This window comes from Streptomyces sp. NEAU-W12 (assembly GCF_026242095.1).
Lineage (GTDB): Bacteria > Actinomycetota > Actinomycetes > Streptomycetales > Streptomycetaceae > Streptomyces.
In genome coordinates, this window is record NZ_JAPJDM010000006.1 from 70158 (window position 1) to 88810 (window position 18653).

General features: G+C 70.8%; 18 protein-coding genes and 2 riboswitches. Of the genes, 13 read left to right on the forward strand and 5 right to left on the reverse strand.

Annotation, left to right across the window (positions count from 1 at the left end; translation table 11 throughout):
- Nucleotides 1-83: 83 nt before the first annotated feature.
- From ORI94_RS09305 to gcvT, 4 genes are all read right to left on the reverse strand, one after another.
- Nucleotides 84-1451: an L-serine ammonia-lyase gene (locus ORI94_RS09305; protein ID WP_266073912.1), complete on the reverse strand. Its 1368-nt coding sequence runs from the start codon at nucleotides 1449-1451 to the stop codon at nucleotides 84-86.
- A 181-nt stretch (nucleotides 1452-1632) separates the two neighbouring features.
- The gene (gene glyA, locus ORI94_RS09310; RefSeq protein ID WP_266073914.1) at nucleotides 1633-2892 is read right to left on the reverse strand and encodes a serine hydroxymethyltransferase; all 1260 of its coding nucleotides are present in this window, start codon (nucleotides 2890-2892) and stop codon (nucleotides 1633-1635) included.
- A gap of 15 nt (nucleotides 2893-2907) precedes the next feature.
- Nucleotides 2908-3285 carry a glycine cleavage system protein GcvH gene (gcvH, locus tag ORI94_RS09315; protein ID WP_257847892.1) on the reverse strand — a complete coding sequence of 126 codons (378 nt, stop codon included), beginning with the start codon at nucleotides 3283-3285 and terminating at the stop codon, nucleotides 2908-2910.
- 141 nt (nucleotides 3286-3426) lie between these two features.
- Entirely contained in the window at nucleotides 3427-4560 is a 1134-nt protein-coding gene (gene gcvT / locus ORI94_RS09320; RefSeq protein WP_266073915.1) for a glycine cleavage system aminomethyltransferase GcvT, read from the reverse strand.
- Nucleotides 4561-4719: 159 nt separating this feature from the next.
- Nucleotides 4720-4819, reverse strand: a riboswitch (glycine riboswitch).
- 236 nt (nucleotides 4820-5055) lie between these two features.
- Between gcvT and ORI94_RS09325 the strand changes: the two genes are divergently transcribed.
- The 10 genes from ORI94_RS09325 (at nucleotide 5056) to ORI94_RS09370 (ending at nucleotide 15853) form a co-directional block, all read left to right on the forward strand.
- Entirely contained in the window at nucleotides 5056-5724 is a 669-nt protein-coding gene (locus tag ORI94_RS09325; protein WP_266073916.1) for an AAA family ATPase, read from the forward strand.
- 112 nt (nucleotides 5725-5836) lie between these two features.
- Nucleotides 5837-6643, forward strand: a complete 807-nt coding sequence (locus ORI94_RS09330; protein ID WP_266073917.1) for an enhanced serine sensitivity protein SseB — start codon at nucleotides 5837-5839, stop codon at nucleotides 6641-6643.
- A gap of 128 nt (nucleotides 6644-6771) precedes the next feature.
- A complete protein-coding gene (locus tag ORI94_RS09335) occupies nucleotides 6772-7560 on the forward strand; it encodes an enhanced serine sensitivity protein SseB C-terminal domain-containing protein (RefSeq protein ID WP_266073918.1) in 789 nt (262 codons plus the stop codon).
- A gap of 428 nt (nucleotides 7561-7988) precedes the next feature.
- A complete protein-coding gene (locus ORI94_RS09340) occupies nucleotides 7989-9659 on the forward strand; it encodes an ABC transporter substrate-binding protein (RefSeq protein ID WP_266073920.1) in 1671 nt (556 codons plus the stop codon).
- Between the two features lie 105 nt (nucleotides 9660-9764).
- Entirely contained in the window at nucleotides 9765-10769 is a 1005-nt protein-coding gene (locus ORI94_RS09345) for an ABC transporter permease (protein ID WP_266073921.1), read from the forward strand.
- Nucleotides 10770-10782: 13 nt separating this feature from the next.
- A complete protein-coding gene (locus tag ORI94_RS09350) occupies nucleotides 10783-11739 on the forward strand; it encodes an ABC transporter permease (RefSeq protein WP_266073922.1) in 957 nt (318 codons plus the stop codon).
- A gap of 6 nt (nucleotides 11740-11745) precedes the next feature.
- Nucleotides 11746-12747: an ABC transporter ATP-binding protein gene (locus ORI94_RS09355; RefSeq protein WP_266073924.1), complete on the forward strand. Its 1002-nt coding sequence runs from the start codon at nucleotides 11746-11748 to the stop codon at nucleotides 12745-12747.
- On the forward strand, nucleotides 12744-13997 hold the full coding sequence (locus ORI94_RS09360; protein WP_266073925.1) for an ABC transporter ATP-binding protein: 1254 nt from the start codon (nucleotides 12744-12746) through the stop codon (nucleotides 13995-13997). The genes ORI94_RS09355 and ORI94_RS09360 overlap by 4 nt, the downstream gene beginning before the upstream one ends.
- A 259-nt stretch (nucleotides 13998-14256) precedes the next feature.
- Nucleotides 14257-14916, forward strand: a complete 660-nt coding sequence (locus tag ORI94_RS09365) for a trimeric intracellular cation channel family protein (protein WP_266074140.1) — start codon at nucleotides 14257-14259, stop codon at nucleotides 14914-14916.
- A gap of 76 nt (nucleotides 14917-14992) precedes the next feature.
- Nucleotides 14993-15853, forward strand: coding sequence for a thioesterase family protein (locus ORI94_RS09370; RefSeq protein WP_266073926.1), 861 nt, complete (start codon nucleotides 14993-14995; stop codon nucleotides 15851-15853).
- A gap of 67 nt (nucleotides 15854-15920) precedes the next feature.
- On the opposite strand, the gene ORI94_RS09375 is transcribed toward ORI94_RS09370, so the two are convergent.
- Complete coding sequence (locus tag ORI94_RS09375; protein WP_266073928.1) at nucleotides 15921-16649, reverse strand: TetR family transcriptional regulator; 729 nt, start codon at nucleotides 16647-16649, stop codon at nucleotides 15921-15923.
- 132 nt (nucleotides 16650-16781) lie between these two features.
- Between ORI94_RS09375 and ORI94_RS09380 the strand changes: the two genes are divergently transcribed.
- From ORI94_RS09380 to ORI94_RS09390, 3 genes are all read left to right on the forward strand, one after another.
- A complete protein-coding gene (locus ORI94_RS09380) occupies nucleotides 16782-16943 on the forward strand; it encodes a hypothetical protein (RefSeq protein ID WP_266073929.1) in 162 nt (53 codons plus the stop codon).
- A 5-nt stretch (nucleotides 16944-16948) separates the two neighbouring features.
- Nucleotides 16949-17215 carry a DUF4190 domain-containing protein gene (locus ORI94_RS09385; protein WP_266073931.1) on the forward strand — a complete coding sequence of 89 codons (267 nt, stop codon included), beginning with the start codon at nucleotides 16949-16951 and terminating at the stop codon, nucleotides 17213-17215.
- 67 nt (nucleotides 17216-17282) lie between these two features.
- The gene (locus ORI94_RS09390) at nucleotides 17283-18452 is read left to right on the forward strand and encodes a cysteine desulfurase family protein (protein WP_266073932.1); all 1170 of its coding nucleotides are present in this window, start codon (nucleotides 17283-17285) and stop codon (nucleotides 18450-18452) included.
- A 19-nt stretch (nucleotides 18453-18471) separates the two neighbouring features.
- Nucleotides 18472-18645: riboswitch (TPP riboswitch) on the reverse strand.
- Nucleotides 18646-18653 lie beyond the last annotated feature (8 nt).

Consider the following 18653-nt stretch of genomic DNA (forward strand, 5'->3'; position numbering starts at 1 on the left):
ACCCCCAACAGAACACCGGACCCCGTGTCCGGACCAGAACCCGACCAGCGAGGACAACATACGCCGTCCGCGGCGTCCCGTCCTCAGCACTCGATGATGTTCACCGCGAGCCCGCCCCGCGCCGTCTCCTTGTACTTGACCGACATGTCCGCGCCGGTGTCCTTCATGGTCTTGATGACCTTGTCCAGGGACACCTTGTGCGACCCGTCGCCGCGCATCGCCATCCGCGCCGCGGTGACCGCCTTCACCGCGGCCATGCCGTTGCGCTCGATGCACGGGATCTGGACCAGGCCGCCGACCGGGTCGCAGGTCAGGCCGAGGTTGTGCTCCATGCCGATCTCGGCGGCGTTCTCCACCTGCTCCGGCGAGCCGCCCATCACCTCGGCCAGTGCCCCCGCCGCCATCGAGCAGGCGGAGCCGACCTCGCCCTGGCAGCCGACCTCGGCGCCGGAGATGGACGCGTTCTCCTTGAACAGCATGCCGATCGCACCGGCCGCCAGCAGGAAGCGGACCACGTCGTCCTCGTCGGCACCGGGGACGAAGTTGACGTAGTAGTGCAGGACGGCGGGGATGATGCCGGCCGCGCCGTTGGTCGGGGCGGTGACGACCCGGCCGCCGCCGGCGTTCTCCTCGTTCACGGCCATCGCGTAGAGCGTGATCCACTCCATGGCGAGGGCCTTCGGGTCGCCCTCCGCGCGCAGCTTGCGTGCCGTGTTCGCGGAACGCCGGCGCACCTTCAGGCCGCCCGGCAGGATGCCCTCGCGGGACATGCCGCGCGCCACGCACGCCTGCATCACCCGCCAGATCTCCAGCAGCCCCTCGCGGATCTCCTCCTCGGTCCGCCAGGCGCGCTCGTTCTCCAGCATCAGCGCGGAGATGGACAGGCCCGTCTCCCGGGTCAGGCGCAGCAGCTCGTCGCCCGTGCGGAACGGGTACTTCAGAACCGTGTCGTTGAGCTTGATGCGGTCCGCGCCCACCGCCTCCTCGTCGACGACGAAGCCGCCGCCCACCGAGTAGTAGGTCTTCGCCAGCACCTCGGCACCGGATGCGTCGTACGCCCACAGGGTCATGCCGTTCGCGTGGTACGGGAGCGCCTTGCGGCGGTGCAGGACCAGGTCGTCGTCGAAGGAGAACGCGATCTCGTGGTCGCCGAGCAGGCGCAGGCGGCCCGATTCCCTGATCTTCTCCACCCGCTCGTCGGCCGTTTCCACGTCCACCGTGCGGGGCGAGGCGCCCTCCAGGCCGAGCAGCACCGCCTTGGGCGTGCCGTGCCCGTGGCCGGTGGCGCCGAGCGAGCCGTACAGCTCCACGCGGACCGAGGCGACGGGCTCCAGCAGCTCCTCGTTGCGCAGCCGCCGCGCGAACATGCGGGCAGCCCGCATCGGGCCGACCGTGTGCGAGCTGGACGGCCCGATGCCGATCGAGAACAGGTCGAAGACCGAGAGGGCCACGGAAGGACTCCTAGGGGTTCGGCGGACGGCGCTGTCCGCCGGGCAGGGGGTGGACCGAAGGGGGGATCGAAGGGGGATCGAAGGGGGACGTCACGTGCGCGGTGCATGGTGCGGGGCACCGCGCTCACCGACCCAGTGTGCGCGATGCCCCGGACGTCCGTACGAACGAAAGCGTACGGAACTACTGCAGACCGGGATACAGCGGGTGCTTCTCGGCGAGGGCCGTGACCCGCGCCCGGAGCGCCTCGGTGTCGTAGGACGGCTTCAGCGCCTCGGCGATCACGTCCGCGACCTCCGCGAAGTCCTCGGCGCCGAAACCGCGGGTGGCCAGGGCGGGCGTACCGATCCGCAGGCCCGAGGTGACCATGGGCGGCCGCGGGTCGTTCGGGATCGCGTTGCGGTTGACGGTGATGCCGACCTCGTGGAGCCGGTCCTCGGCCTGCTGCCCGTCCAGCTCGGAGTCGCGCAGGTCGACCAGGACCAGGTGCACGTCCGTACCGCCGGACAGCACGTCCACGCCCACCGCCCTGACGTCGTCCCCGACCAGGCGCTCGGCCAGGATGCGGGCGCCCTCCAGGGTGCGGCGCTGGCGGTCTTTGAACTCCTCGGACGCCGCGACCTTGAAGGCGACCGCCTTGGCCGCGACCACGTGCTCCAGCGGTCCGCCCTGCTGGCCGGGGAAGACCGCGGAGTTGATCTTCTTGGCCAGTTCGGCGGTGGAGAGGATCACGCCGCCGCGCGGGCCGCCGAGCGTCTTGTGCGTGGTCGTGGTGACGACGTGGGCGTGCGGGACCGGGTTCGGGTGCAGGCCCGCCGCGACCAGACCGGCGAAGTGCGCCATGTCGACCATCAGGTACGCGCCGACCTCGTCCGCGATCCGGCGGAACTCGGCGAAGTCCAGCTGCCGCGGGTACGCCGACCAGCCGGCGACGATCAGCTTCGGCCTGCTCTCCTTGGCCAGCCGCTCGACCTCGGCCATGTCGACCCGGCCGTCGTCGCCGACGTGGTAGGCGACGACGTCGTAGAGCTTGCCCGAGAAGTTGATCTTCATGCCGTGGGTCAGGTGCCCGCCGTGCGCGAGGTTCAGGCCCATGATCGTGTCACCGGGCTTGAGCAGTGCGAACATGGCGGCAGCGTTGGCCTGCGCGCCCGAGTGCGGCTGCACGTTGGCGTGCTCGGCGCCGAACAGCTCCTTGACCCGGTCGATGGCGATCTGCTCGATCACGTCGACGTGCTCGCAGCCGCCGTAGTAGCGGCGGCCGGGGTAGCCCTCGGCGTACTTGTTGGTGAGAACCGTGCCCTGGGCCTCCATGACCGCGACCGGGGCGAAGTTCTCCGAGGCGATCATCTCGAGGGTGGACTGCTGGCGGTGCAGCTCGGCGTCGACCGCGGCGGCGACGTCGGGGTCGAGCTCGTGCAGCGGGGTGTTCAGAAGCGACATGCGGCTACGGCCTCCTCAGCCCTGGATGAAGGCGTCGTACTCGGCGGCGGAGAGCAGGTCGGCCGGCTCCTCGCCGGTCCGCACCCTGAACAGCCAGCCGCCCTCGAAGGGGGCCGAGTTCACCAGCGACGGGTCGTTCACCACGTCCTCGTTGATCTCGGTGACCTCGCCGGTGACCGGGCAGTACAGGTCGCTGACCGACTTGGTCGACTCCAGTTCGCCGCAGGTCTCGCCCGCGGTCACGGTGTCACCGACCTCGGGAAGCTGGACGAACACGACGTCGCCGAGCGCGTTGGCCGCGTGCTCGGTGATGCCGACCGTCGACACACCGTCCTCGGCGGCCGACAGCCACTCGTGCTCCTTGCTGTAACGCAGCTGCTGGGGATTGCTCATGGTCTGGGTTCTCCTGTAAGCGGGGGATGTGCTTGATGAGTCGGAAACTACGCCAACCTGCGCCGTCGTACGGCACCGTGCACCGCCGTACCCCGACGTGCGAAAGCCCGGAAGGCCGCGCCGGGGCCGTCTACGACGGTGTCACTTCTGCCGCTTGTAGAACGGCAGCGCCACGACCTCGTACGGCTCGTGGCTGCCGCGGACGTCCACGCCGACGCCCTCCGTGCCCGGCGCCGCGTGCGCCACGTCGACGTACGCCATCGCGATCGGCCGGCCCAGCGTCGGGGAGGGCGCGCCGGAGGTGACCTCGCCGATCACCTCGCCGCCGGCGACCACCGCGTACCCGGCGCGCGGCACCCGGCGGCCCTCGGCGACCAGGCCGACCAGGGCGCGGGGCGGGGTCCGCTCGGCGCGGGCGGCGGCCTCGGCCAGGGCGGCGCGGCCCACGAAGTCGCCCTCCTTCTCGAACTTCACCACCCGGCCGAACCCGGCGTCGAACGGCGTCAGGGAGGTGCTCAGCTCGTTGCCGTACAGCGGCATGCCCGCCTCCAGGCGCAGCGTGTCCCGGCAGGACAGCCCGCACGGGACCAGCCCGGCGCCCTCGCCGGCCCCGGTCAGCGCCTGCCACAGCCCGACCGCGTGCTCCGGCTTCACGAACAGCTCGAAGCCGTCCTCGCCGGTGTAGCCGGTACGGGCGATCAGCGCGGGGACGCCCGCGACCGTCCCGGGCAGCCCGGCGTAGTACTTCAGGCCGTCGAGGTCGGCGTCGGTCAGGGACTGCAGGATGCCGGGGGACTCGGGGCCCTGCACCGCGAGCAGCGCGTACGCGTCGCGGTCGTCACGCACTTCGGCGTCGAAGCCGGCCGACCGCTCCACCAGCGCGTCCAGCACCACCTGGGCGTTGGAGGCGTTCGCGACCACCATGTAGTGAGGGGATCCGGCCCCGGTGTCCTCGAGCCGGTAGACGATCAGGTCGTCCAGGATGCCGCCGTCCTCGCGGCAGATCATGGTGTAGCGGGCGCGGCCGGGCTTGACGGTCCCGATGTTGCCGACCAGCGCGTGGTCCAGGAGCTGCGTCGCCTGCGGACCGGTGACGGTGATCTCGCCCATGTGGGAGAGGTCGAAGAGGCCGGCCCTCGTGCGCACGGCGTTGTGCTCGTCGCGTTCGGAGCCGTAGCGCAGGGGCATGTCCCAGCCGGCGAAATCGGTCATCGTGGCGCCGAGCGAACGGTGCAGGGCGTCCAGTGCGGTCCGGCGGGGTTCGGTACTGCTCATCGGTCGGTCTCCCAGGGCAGGACGGGCGAGGTCGTTCCTCCCCATCTGTCATCGGAACCTGAGAGGTTCGCCATGACCGCCCGCGCAGGGGGCGACCACGGTTTGCACCTTGGGTGGGGCCGCCGGAAACACGCGCGGCGGCCCGCTTTTCAGATGTGCCTCGCCCACGCGGTAACGGTGCCTGAGAGATTCAAGGGAGGGACTTGCTCCTTCGGCGCCCCGGCGGCAACGGTGCCGGAGACTCTCCCGCGCGGATTCGAACGGCCGGTATGCAGTTGGCGCGCACATCATTGCACGCATCGCCGGGCCGCGGCAGGGGGACCCTTCTGGGAGGAAGCGCAGGGTGCCCGGGTGTTCACGGACGGCTGTGACAGGTCTGTACCGGGAAAGGGAAGGAATCCGGAAGCCTCGGCGTTACCGTCTCTTTACACTCGGCGGGGAGACGGTCCGGTACCTGGTCACAGGGCCGGGCCGCCCCCAGGGGGAGGACTTACGGTGAACAAGGCCACGGCGTACGCCGCCACCACGGGCGTCACGCTGCCCGAGCAGCAGACCCCCTCGGCCCGGGACGCCTGCGCCAGTCTGCCCGCGCCGGTCGTCCGCGACCTGCGCGGACGCGCCGGCCGCAGCCCGCACGCCCTGTTCTTCGGCCCCCGCGACCTCGTCGTGGTCACCGGACTGCCCGGCAGCGGCAAGTCCACCCTCATGCGGCGCGCGGCGCGCGGCACCCGCATCGACTCGCAGGACACCCGGGACCGCTGGGACCGCGGCACGCCGCGCCTCCTGCCGTACGCGGTGTACCGGCCCCTGGTCCGCCTCGCCCACTACGCCGGACTGCGGCGCGCCCTGCGCACCGGCGAGGGCGTCGTCGTCCACGACTGCGGCACGCAGGCCTGGGTGCGCCGCTGGCTGGCCCGCGAGGCCCGCCGCCGGGGCGCGGTCCTGCATCTGCTGCTGCTCGACGTCCCCCCGGAGCAGGCCCTGGACGGTCAGCGCGAGCGCGGCCGCGGGGTCTCCCGGTACGCCTTCCGGCGCCACCGCACCGCCCTCGACCGGCTGCTGACGTCCGTGGTGCGCGGCGACCTGCCCGCGGGCTGCGGCTCGGCGGTCCTGGCCGACCGCGACGCGGCGGACGCGCTGCACCACATCGAGTTCACGGACTGATCACGGGCCGGCGGCCTCCCGGGCGGCCGGCCGGTGGCCGGGCCGCACGCCGGGGCGCGGCAGCGGTTAGCCTTTCCAGCCACAGCAGTGGTTTCAGGCAGGCGGTAGGCAGATGGACTTCCCGGCGGGCTTCTCCGCGGACTTCCCGGCACGGACTCACCCCCACCCGCACGGCGGATGGCCCGGCAACGAGCTGGAGGAGGCGCTCTCCGCCGCCCTCGGCGTCCCCTCGGCCGACGGCCGGATCATCGAGGTGCTGGGCCGCAGCCACCTGTGGATACCGCTGCCCAACGGCGGCGGACCGGACAGCGGCCCGCTGGACCTGCCCACGACGGAGATCGACGGCCAGGCGTACGTACCGGTCTTCAGTTCCGAGGAGCAGTTCCGTCAGGTCGTCGGCACCCACATGTCGTTCACCGTCGCGCCCGCGGTGGAGTTCGCGCGCGGTCTGCCGCCGCAGGCCGGGATCGCCGTGAACCCCGGGGGAGTGGTCGGTGTCCCGCTGCCGCCCCCCGCCGTCGCCGCCCTGTGCCGCGCCGGACGCGGCCCGCTGGACGGCCCCGCGAGCGGCGGCCGGGTCAAGCTGTTCGAACCCGACTGGCAGGACGACCCGGTGGACTTCCTCGCCGCCGCCTCCGCGGAGTTCGAGGCTCTCGGCCTCGTCACCACCGCCCGCCGCTGCCTCGCCGAGATCGAGACGGCCGACCCGGTCCTGTTCGTCGGCGTCGAGCTGGCCCTCGCCGAACTGTCCCGGACGGAGGGCGACCTGCGGGCCGCGCCGATGGACGCGCTGGGCCGTGCCCTGGGCCGCGAGCCGGTGAGGTGGCCCGTCAACCTCGTCCTCCTGGACGTGGCCCAGGACCCGGTCGGCCAGTGGATGCGCGACCGCCTCCGCCCCTTCTACCAGTGGCAGCGCTGAGGGACGCCGCGGCGTTGCCGGGGAGCTGTCGCGCACCGGCGGAGCTCCCCGGCGCCGTCAGGCGCTTAAGCTAGGTTCATTGGCTCGGGCGAGGGTGTTGTACGGGCGGTACGGAGGGGCGATACAAAGTGAGCGCTGGCACCGCGGCGGCCGGGCAGGTCGAGCACATGCTGCGCCAGGTGACACCCGGGCGTTACGACGCCTATGAGGCGTTGCTGCGCGCGCTCGCGACTCCCTCCTCCGGTCACGTCTGGATGCTGCTGTGGCACGGCCAGGCCGGCTCCCCGGACGCCCAGTACGGGAACATGGAGGTCGACGGCTTCGGCTACGCGCCCTGCGTGACCTCCGCCCAGGAGCTGTCCGCCAGCGGCTGGAACCGGTCCTACGAGGTCGTCGACGGCCTCGAGGCGGCCCGCGCCCTCTACCCCGACCGCTACGGACTCTGGCTCAACCCGCACGCCCCCGGCGGCGGCCTCGGCATCCCCTGGCTCGATCTGCGCCGGCTCGCCACCGGGCTGGACCGTCAGCCCGCCGGGCCCCTGCGGCTGTCCGAACCCGCCATCGAGATCCCGCAGTTCTACGCCCTGCTCGCGCAGAACGCGCACCGCACCCCCGCCGTCCGCTCGCTGCGCCGCGCCTGGGTGCAGCCGTCGCTCGGCGCCCCGTACCTCGCCGTCGGCCTGGACGTGTACGACACGTCGCCGCCGGCCGTGGACGCGGTGCGCGCGATGATGCGCCAGTCCCTCGGCGCGGTCCCGGACGGGCTCCCGGTGTCGACCGTCGCGATGTCCGACGAGCACGACCCGGTCGCGATGTGGCTGCGCGCCCACGCCCGCCCGTTCTACGACCGCGAGGCGCACGGCGCCGCGGCGCCCCCCGCCGCGGGTTCCGGCTACCCGCCCGCGCACCAGGGCTGACCGGGGCGTATGCGGGAGGGGCAGGTCCGGAAGGGCCCGGCCGCACACCCTCGTGTTGACTCAGCGTGACGGCGTCCACGGAATGGACGCGCCCGCGGGCGAGGGACGGCCGCCCCGCCCCCGAGGGCTGATTTCACGTCAGATTTTCGGCCATGTGCACTCAGCTATGACCGGTCAACCGCCTGTCACCTGCGGTTTCACCCGTTCTTCACGCCGCCTGGCGCTTTTTTCGAGGGTGCTGACGAGCTGTCAGATGTGTCCGGACGGTTAATTCGTGACGGGAGGGCGCCTGAAGCGTCCCTTATGTCAACTGTTCAGATCTCAGCTAGGTATCACCGCTATCCGGACTGTTCTCGACTCGCTGTGAACGTCTGTAGTGTTCGGCCGGTCAAGATGCATCCACATAGCGGACCCGGAGTGGCCCCAATATGCGCATACCCAAGTCCCGAGCCGCTCGGGCGATCACGGCCGCGGTGGCGGTCGGTCTGATCGCCACGGGCTGCTCCAGCGAACGGGACAGTGACAACGAGAGCGGCGGCGAGAAGGACACCTTCGTCTTCGCCGGCGCCGGTGACCCGGGCTCCCTCGATCCTGCCCTGGCGAGCGACGGTGAAACCTTCCGCGTGACGCGGCAGGCCTTCGAGGCGCTTCTGGAGCACGAGTCGGGCGGCAGCGAGCTCGTCGGCGGCCTCGCCGAGAAGTGGTCGAGCAACGACAAGGGCACCGTCTGGACCTTCGACCTCCGCAAGGGCGTGAAGTTCCACGACGGCGAGGCGTTCAACGCCGAGGCCGTCTGCGCCAACTACGACCACTGGTTCAACTGGACGGGCACCTACCAGTCCAGCGCGGTCTCGTACTACTGGCAGTCCATCATGGGCGGCTTCGCGAAGAACGAGGACAAGGAAACGCCCGAGGCGAACTACAAGTCCTGCACCGCGAAGGACGAGAACACCGCCGTCATCGAGGTCAAGGAGCCCTCCGCCAACCTCCCCGGCGGCTTCTCCCTCCAGGCCCTGGCGATCCACTCGCCGAAGGCGCTCGAGGCGTACAAGAAGCAGGACGCCTCCGCCAAGGGCGACGCCATCACGTACCCCAAGTACAGCCAGGAGGCCGGCACGGTCGCCGGTACCGGCCCGTACAAGATCACGAAGTGGAACAAGGGCAACAAGGAAGTCTCCCTTGAGCGCTTCGACGGCTACTGGGGCGACAAGGCCAAGATCAAGAACCTGGTCTTCCGCACCATCGACACCGAAGAGGGCCGCCGCCAGGCGCTCCAGGCCGGTGACATCGACGGCTACGACCTCGTCGCGCCGGCCGACGTCAAGACCCTCGAGGACCAGGGCTACGTCGTCCCGACCCGTGGCGTCTTCAACCTCTTCTACGTGGGCATGAGCCAGGAGGCCAACCCCGCGCTGAAGAAGAAGGAAGTCCGCCAGGCCATCGCGCAGTCGATCGACCGGGAGAACCTGGTCAAGACCCAGCTGCCCGAGGGCGGCAAGGTCGCCGACCAGTTCATGCCCGAAACGGTCGAGGGCTACTCCAAGGACGTCGAGCAGTACCCGTACGACACCGCCGAGGCCAAGAAGCTCCTCAAGAAGGCCGGCCAGGAGAAGCTGAAGGTCGACTTCTGCTACCCGACCGAGGTCACCCGCCCGTACATGCCTGCCCCGCAGGACCTGTTCGAGCTGATGAAGGCCGACCTGGAGAAGTCCGGCATCACCGTCACGCCGAAGGCGATGAAGTGGGCCCCGGACTACCTGGACGCCACCGAGTCGGGCTCCTGCGACCTGCACATGCTCGGCTGGACCGGTGACTTCAACGACGGCTTCAACTTCATCGGCACCTGGTTCGCCGGGTACGACAAGCAGTGGGGCTTCAAGAACAAGAAGGTCTTCGAGGCCGTGAACGAGGGCTCGACCCTCGGCAACCACGACGAGCGCGTGGCCGCGTACAAGAAGGCCAACGAGGTCATCATGGACTACCTCCCCGGTGTCCCGGTCTCGTCCTCCCCGCCGGCCATCGCCTTCGCCAAGAACGTGAACCCGCCGAACGTCTCCCCGCTGACGCAGGAGATCTTCGCCGAGACCTCGTTCAAGTAGGCGAGTAGTAACCACCCAAGCACACTGGGTCCGCCCGGCCGTCGCAACTCGGCGGCCGGGCGGGTCCGTTCATGTCACACATCACGTAAGAAAGGGGCATGCGGGGTGCTGCGTCTCGTCGTACGAAGACTGCTCCAGCTCATACCCACGCTGCTCGGCCTGTCGGTTCTGCTCTTCCTGTGGCTCGACCGGCTGCCCGGCGGACCCGCCTCAGCGATCCTGGGGGAAAAGGCCACCGAGGCCGAGGTGGTGCGCATCAACCGCGCACTCGGACTGGACCAGCCCGTCTATGTCCAGTACTGGCGCTTCATCAAGCGTCTCCTCCAGGGCGATCTGGGTACCTCCGTCCAGACCGGACAGCCCGTGTGGGAGGAGTTCACACTGAGGTTCCCGGCGACGGTGGAACTGTCCCTGCTCGCCATGATCATCGCCGTGGCGGTCGGGATTCCCCTCGGCTACATCGCCGCCCGCAAGCGCGGTGGCTGGCTCGACATCACTGCGGTCTCCAGCTCGCTCGTCGGCATCTGCATTCCGGTCTTCTTCCTCGGCCTGATCCTCAAGGAAGTCCTGGCCGTCAAGCTCGGCTTCTTCCCCGCCTTCGGACGCCTGGACACCGGCATCGACGCCACGAGCATCACCGGATTCGCCGTACTGGACGGCATTCTCACGGGTGAGTTGGACGCCTCCTGGGACGCGATCCACCACCTGATCCTGCCCGCCGTCACCCTGGCCTCCATCCCGCTCGCGGTCATCGTGCGTATGACCCGCGCCAGCGTGCTCGAGGTCCAGGACGAGGACTACGTCCGCACCGCAGAGGCCAAGGGGCTCAAGCGCAAGGTCGTCCGCAGCCGTCACGTGCTGCGCAACGCGATGCTGCCCGTGATCACCTCGGTCGGTCTGCTGACCGGTTCCCTTCTGTCCGGTGCGGTCCTCACCGAATCCGTCTTCTCCTTCAACGGCATCGGCAACTTCATCAAGACGTCGATCGACGGACGCGACTACCCGGTGCTCGTCGGGTTCATCATGCTCATCGCGATGGTGTATGTCCTGATCAACCTGCTGGTGGACCTGGCGTACAGCATCATCGACCCGAGAGTGCGGGTGCACTGACATGAGTGCCACCATGAGTGCCACCAAGACCGAGAAGATCCAGCGTCTCGCGGAGCTGACGGCCGGCAACGAGACCAGCACCGGAGCCAGTCTCTGGCGGGAGGCCTTCCGCCGCCTGAAGTCCAGCAAGATGGCCATCGTCGGTGCCGTCATCATCGCCGCGTTCTTCGCCGTCGCGATCGTCGGCCCCTTCCTGGCCCCCCACTCGCCGAGCGCCCAGATCTGGCGCGACGAGGTCTTCCCCAACCGGGGAGAGTTCATCGGAGCACGAGGGGAGAACTGGTTCGGTCTCGACCATCTCGGCCGCGACCTGTTCTCCCGGATGCTCGTCGGAGCCCGTCAGACCCTGCTCGTCGGCATCATCGCCACCCTGATCGGCCTGGTCTCCGGCTTCCTGATCGGTGCCGTCTCCGGAGCCGCGGCCACCCTCGGCGGCGACACCGGGCGACGCATCGACTCCGTCATCATGCGCTTCATCGACATGATGCTGGCGATGCCCTCCCTGCTGCTCGCCGTCTCCATCGCCGCGGTCATGGGCCAGTCGCTGACCACCGTGATGATCGCCGTAGGCGTTGTGCAGATCCCGGTGTTCGCCCGGCTGCTGCGCGGCTCCATGCTGGTCCAGGGCGGCGCCGACTACGTGCTCGCTGCCAAGTCCCTGGGCGTCCGCAAGCGCCGGATCGTGCTCTCCCAGATCCTGCCCAACTCGCTCAGCCCGGTGATCGTGCAGGCCACGCTCTCCCTGGCCACCGCGATCATCGAGGCGGCCGCCCTGTCCTACCTGGGCCTGGGCAACCCCGACCCGGCCATCCCCGAGTGGGGCGTCATGCTCGCCCAGGCGCAGCGTTTCTTCAGCTACGCGCCGATGATGGCGGTCTACCCCGCCGTCGGTATCATCATCACCGCCCTCGGCTTCACCCTCCTCGGCGAGGCCATGCGGGAAGCCCTCGACCCGAAGCTGAGGGGCTGAACCACCATGTCTCTGCTCACTGTCGACGAACTGACCGTCACCTTCGGCGGCCGCGGCCGCAAGGAGTCCCGGGCGGTCGACGGCGTCTCCTTCGCGGTCGACCGGGGCCAGGTCGCGGGCCTGGTCGGCGAGTCCGGCTGCGGAAAGTCCGTCACCTCCCTGGCCCTGATGGGCCTGCTGCCCCACAAGGGCGTCACGGTCGGCGGCCGCGCCGAATTCGACGGCACGGACCTGTTCACCATGAGCCCGTCCGCCCGCCGTGACCTGCGCGGCAGCAAGATGGCGATGATCTTCCAGGACCCGCTGTCCTCGCTCAACCCGGTCGTGCCGGTCGGAGTCCAGGTCACCGAGATCCTGGAGCGCCACCGCGGGATGAAGGGGGAGGCCGCCCGCAAGGAGGCCGCCCACCTGCTGGACCGGGTCGGCATCCCCGACCCGACCCGGCGGCTCAAGGAGTACCCGCACCAGCTCTCCGGCGGCATGCGCCAGCGCGCGCTGATCGCCATGGCGGTGGCCTGCGCCCCGAGCCTGCTCATCGCCGACGAGCCCACCACGGCCCTCGACGTGACGATCCAGGCCCAGATCCTGGAACTGCTCAAGGAACTCGTGGACCAGGAGGGCACCGCCCTGCTGATGATCACCCACGACCTCGGGGTGGTCGCCGGCCTCTGCGACGAGGTCAACGTGCTCTACGCGGGCAAGGCCGTGGAGTCCGCCGGGCGCCGGGAACTGTTCGCCCACCCGACCCACCCCTACACGCACGGACTGCTGGGCTCCATCCCGCGCCTGGACGCCCCCCGGGGCGAGTCCCTCACACCCATCCGCGGCTCCATCAACGACCGCGTCGCCTGGGCCGACGGCTGTGCCTTCGCGCCGCGCTGCGACCGGTACGAGATGGGCTGCCTGACCGGCACCCCGCAGCTCTCCGAGGAGCGCGCCGCCGGTCACCAGGTGCGGTGCGTCAACCCCGTACCCGACGACGCGAAGGCCGAGGAGGTCCCCGCATGAGCCTGCTCGAACTGGACGGCGTCAAGGTCCACTTCCCCATCAAGAAGGGCATCCTGTTCGACCGTACGGTCGGACACGTCTACGCCGTGGACGGGGTGTCCCTGAAGGTCGAGGCCGGCGAGACCTACGGCCTGGTCGGCGAGTCCGGCTGCGGCAAGACCACCCTCGGGCGGTCGGTGCTGCGGCTGGTGGACATCACCGAGGGGTCGGTCGTCCTCGACGGCACCGACCTGGCGAAGCTGCCCGGCGAGGAGATGCGCCGCTTCCGGCGCCGGCTCCAGATGGTCTTCCAGGACCCGCTGGGCTCGCTCAACCCCCGGCAGAACATCGAGTCGATCCTGTCCGAGGGCATGGTCGCCCACGGCATCGGCAAGAACCAGGAGGAGCGCCGGGAGAAGATCAAGGCGATCCTGGAGCGGGTCGGCCTGCCCTCCAACGCGCTGGCCCGCTACCCGCACGAGTTCTCCGGCGGTCAGCGCCAGCGCATCGGCATCGCCCGCGCACTGGTCCTCGAGCCGGACGTGATCATCTGCGACGAGCCGGTCTCCGCGCTCGACGTGTCGATCCAGGCCCAGGTCGTCAACCTGCTGGAGGAACTCCAGGAGGAACTCGGCCTGACCTACCTGGTGATCGCCCACGACCTCGCGGTCGTCCGGCACATCTCCGACGTCATCGGCGTGATGTACCTGGGCTCGCTGGTGGAGGAGGCACCGAGCGACACGCTCTACGCCGAACCCAAGCACCCGTACACCAAGGCCCTGATGTCGGCGGTGCCGGTGCCGGACCCGGAGGTGGAGGACCGCCGCGAGCGCATCCTGATCACCGGCGACCTGCCCTCCCCGGCGAACCCGCCCACCGGCTGCCGCTTCCACACCCGCTGCCCCTGGGCCCAGGCCGAGAAGTGCGCGACCGAGCGACCCGAGCTGAAGGACGTCGGCGGCGGCCACCGGGTGGCCTGCCACTACACCGCCGAGATCGCGTCGGGAGAGCTGACCCGGAGCCGGCCGACGGACATCGGGGCCGTCAAGGAAACCGAGGACGTGCCGGTGGAGCGGGCCGAGGGCGAGGCGGAGGTTCCCGCCGCGCTCCTGCCGGCCGACTCGACGACCAAGCCGGACGCCGCGGTGGTCAAGGAGAAGGTGCCCGCAGTGGTCGAGGTCCCGAGCGATCCGACGGCCGATGCCGACGCGAAGGGCCACGACGCGACGGGGCCGGACGCGCCCGCCAAGGGTCCGTCCGGGACCGACTGACGGACCGCCGTACTCCCGGATTCCCGGAGCACTGGACGGAGCAAAACCTCCCGGCGCTCCGGGGCCCCTCCGGGCCACCGCCCGGCGCCCGCCCGGGCCGGTCCGCACCTTCGCGGACAGCCCGGCGGCCGTCGGACGACTGGACCGCGGATCTGATCCCATCGAAGATCTGATCCCATCGATCCATGGACAGCACGTTCGTCTCGCCCCTCGCCTTGCTTTGTAAGGCGAGGGGTTCTTGCTGAGCAAGAATGTGCGGGTGCTTCAGCAACTCTTCAGCCCGTCCCTCCTGCACGCACTCGACCTGATCGGCATCTTCGTCTTCGCGATCTCGGGCGCCCTGCTGGCCGTGCGCAAGAACCTCGACGTCTTCGGCATCGCCGTACTCGCGGAGGTCACCGCCCTCGGCGGCGGTCTCTTCCGCGACGTGGTCATCGGCGCGGTGCCGCCCGCCGCCTTCACGGACCTGGGGTACTTCGTCACCCCGCTGTCCGCCGTGGTGCTGGTCTTCTTCCTCCACCCGCACGTGGAGCGCATCCAGAACGCCGTCAACTTCTTCGACGCCGCAGGGCTCGGCCTGTTCTGCGTCGTCGGCACCACCAAGGCGTACGACTACGGGCTCGGCCTGACCGCCTCCGCCTGCATGGGTCTCGCCACCGCGGTGGGCGGCGGTGTGCTGCGGGACGTGCTCGCCAACGAGGTGCCCTCGCTGCTGCGCTGGGACCGCGACCTGTACGCGGTACCGGCGATCGTCGGCGCCACCATGGTCGCGCTGTGCATCCGGTTCGACGCGCTGAACGCGTTCACCAGCACCGTGGCGGTGATCACGGCGTTCGTCCTGCGGCTGCTGGCGCTGCGGTACCACTGGCGGGCGCCCCGTGCGTGGCAGCGGCTCTCGACGGTCCGCGAGGAGGAGTAGACGAGGGGAGCGGGGGAGGAACAGGGAGACAGAGGGAAAGCTACCGCTCAGTAGGTCACTCTTGTACTGTTCATCCATGCCAGAAGCAGCCTCCGCCGCGGCCGTTCGGGCCGCCATCGGCGACAGTGAGTTCGATCGCGACACCGCGGTCGTCCCCCGCGAACCGGGCGTCTACGACGCCGATCTCTCCGCCGGCTGGACGATCATCAGCGCCGTCAACGGCGGCTATCTGCTGGCCGTCCTGGGCCGTGCCCTCGCCGACGCCCTGCCGCACCCGGACCCGTTCACCCTCACCGCGCACTACCTGACCGCCTCCCAGCCGGGCCCGGCGGTCGTCCGTACCCAGACCGTCCGCACCGGACGCACCCTCTCGACCGGGCAGGCGTCCCTCTTCCAGACGGACGACCGGGGCCGTGAGGTCGAGCGCATCCGCCTCCTGGCCTCCTACGGCGACCTGGACGCCCTGCCCGACGACGTCCGTACGTCGGCCGAGCCGCCCGTGATGCCCCCCATGGACCAGTGCCTCGGTTCCGAGGACGGCCCGGCCCCCGTCGACGGCAGCTCCGCCATCATGGACCGGCTGATGCTCAAGATGGACCCGTCGACCCTCGGCTGGGCCCTCGGAAAGCCCTCCGGCAAGGGGGAGGTGCGCGCCTGGTTCGGGCTCGCCGACGGCCGGGACCACGACCCGCTCTCCCTGCTCCTCGCGGTGGACGCGCTGCCCCCCACCGCCTTCGAGCTCGGGCTCAAGGGCTGGGTCCCCACGGTCGAGCTGACGGTGCACGTCCGCTCCCGCCCGGCGCCCGGCCCGCTGCGGGTGTCGATCACCACCCGCAACCTCGCCGGCGGCTTCCTCGAAGAGGACGCCGAGGTCTGGGACGGCGCCGGCCGCCTGGTGGCCCAGTCCCGCCAGCTCGCCCGGGTGCGCCTGGGCTGAGCGGATCCTTAGCAGGCCCTTCCGGACCCTCGCAGGTCTCGCGGTCCTTCGCGGTGCGGTCGGCGCGTCAGCCGGCCGCACCGCCGCCTCTCGTTCCGTCGCCGGGAGCGTCGCCGCCGGGAGTGCTTGCGTCGGCCGGGCGGTCCAGCCAGTGCAGACGGCCGATGCTGATCAGCCGCAGCCGGCGGGCCGCCATCAGCGCCACGCGCTCCCGCGTCCGCGCCCCTCCCCGTTCCCCGGGGTCCGTCGCCGTCGCCGATGCCGGTGCCTCCAGGAAGAGGCATCCCGTGGCGATCATCTGGTCGACGTAGAGCTGGGCCAGCATCAGCAGGTCGTCCTCGCTCCAGCCCGCGGACACCGGGTCCCCGGCCAGCGCCTTCGCCACCTCCTCGGTGAACCGGGCGAGCTGGTCGTGTATCGCCTCCCGGACCGCCTGCACCCCACCGTGCCGTTCACGGACGATGAACCGCATGTGTGCCGGGTGCTGGTCCACGTGCCCGGCGATCAGCTCCACGGCGCGCGTGATGCGCTCCTCGGCGTCACCGCTCGTGGCCATCGCCGTTCCGATCAACGGGTGCAGGCTTTCGAGCGCTTCCCCGACCAGTGCCACGCCCAGGTCCTCGATCGAGCGGAAGTGCCGGTAGAAGGCGGTCGGGGCGACCCCCGCGGCCCGGGTGACCTCGCGCAGCCCCAGGCTGCCGAGGCCCTGTTCCTCGAGCAGCCCCAGCGCCGCGTCGAGGAGTGCCCGCCGGGTCCTCTGCTTCTGGGCCTGCCGGGCGCCGAGGGTGTGACTCATGCCGTGCAGTCAACAGCTGTTCTCCGGAATTGCAAAGCGTGACCGCGGGCGCCGAGTGTTTAGGCTGTCCGGTCAGTGAACACCCGTACCTGCAGATGTTCACCGAACCCGAGGCCCGGAGGAGTCCGACCCATGCTGTTCCTCGCCGCCGCGCTTCTGCTGATGGGCGTCGTCCTGGGCACCGTGGCCCACGCGCCCCTGCCCGTCTCCGCGGCCGGGGGCGCCGTCATCGCCGTCTGGCTCACCGTCTTCGCCCTGCGCGAGCGCCACGCCCGCGCCCGCCGGGAGGGCTGACCCCCATGGACCCCACCTCCCGGGTCGCCCACCGAACCGCTGTCCAGGACGCCGACGGCATGGCGGTCGCCTCCTTCGTCCTCGGGCTGCTGGGCCTGCTCGTCCTCAACGTCGTTCTCGGGCCGATCGCCATCGTGCTGGCGGGCGTCGCCCTGCGGCGGGGCACGACCCGGCGCGCACGCGCCTGCCTGGGTCTCGGCCTGGGCATCGCCGACCTGCTGGTCCTGCTGGCGTTGATGCAGATGAACGACACGATCTCCTGGAGCTTCTGAGCGGGCGTGGTATCCGGCCGACTGCACCCCGGAGGCAGCGGACGCGGCCCGTAGAATCGGCCTCACCATGGCTTACCTCGACCACGCCGCGACCACCCCGATGCTTCCCGAGGCAGTCGAGGCACTCACCGCGCACCTCGGCGTCACCGGCAACGCCTCCTCCCTGCACGCGGCCGGCCGGCGCGCCCGCCGGAGTGTCGAGGAGGCCCGCGAGGCCCTCGCCGACGCCCTCGGCGCCCGCCCCAGCGAAGTGGTCTTCACCTCGGGCGGGACCGAGGCCGACAACCTCGCCGTGAAGGGCCTGTACTGGGCCCGCCGCGACGCCGAACCGGCCCGCACCCGGGTCCTCGCCAGCCCCGTCGAGCACCATGCCGTCCTGGACGCCGTCCACTGGCTCGGCGAGCACGAGGGTGCCACCGTCGAGTACCTGCCGGTCGACTCCTGCGGCCGGGTCCCTCCGGACGCCCTGCGCGAGGCGATCGCCCGCAACCCCGACGACGTGGCCCTGGCCACCGTGATGTGGGCCAACAACGAGATCGGGACGATTCTGCCGGTCCGCGAACTCGCCGAGGTGGCCGCCGGATTCGGTGTCCCGCTGCACTCCGACGCCGTCCAGGCCTTCGGCCAGGTGCCGGTGGACTTCGCCGCGTCCGGGCTCGCCGCGATGACCGTCTCGGGCCACAAGATCGGAGGCCCGTACGGCATCGGGGCACTGCTCCTGGGCCGCGAGCACACCCCCGTACCCGTGCTGCACGGCGGCGGTCAGGAGCGGCACGTACGCTCCGGCACGCTCGACGTGCCCGCGATCGCCTCCTTCGCGGTCGCCGGCCGGCTCGCCGCCCGGCGACGGGAGTGGTTCGCCCGCGAGATCGGCGCGCTCCGCGACGAACTGGTCGCCGCGGTCCGCGAGGCCGTCCCGGACGCCGTCCTCGGCGGCGACCCCGCGCCCGGGGGGCGACTTCCGGCCAACGCCCACTTCGCGTTCCCCGGCTGCGAGGGGGACTCCCTGCTGCTCCTGCTCGACGCCCAGGGCATCGAGTGCTCCACCGGCTCCGCCTGCACCGCCGGTGTCGCCCAGCCCAGCCACGTCCTCCTGGCCACCGGCACCGACCCGGACCTGGCCCGCGGCACCCTGCGCTTCTCCCTCGGCCACACCTCCACCCGTGCCGACGTCGAGGCCCTGGCGAAGGCCATCGGACCGGCGGTGGACCGTGCGCGGGCGGCGGGACTGACCTAGCTTCCCCCGGGCACGACTACGACCTACGAGACGGGTTCCCTTCGCCGGTATGACCCGGATCAGGTGACTAGGGGTCGCCTTCCGGTCCTGCGACCTTCCGGCCTCTCAGCCCGACCGTCGATGTCGGCACCAGCGGAAGCCGAAACCTCGCGCTGAAGTCGGCTACTCCGGTCGAACTCCCTCACTCGTCCCGTAGGCCTG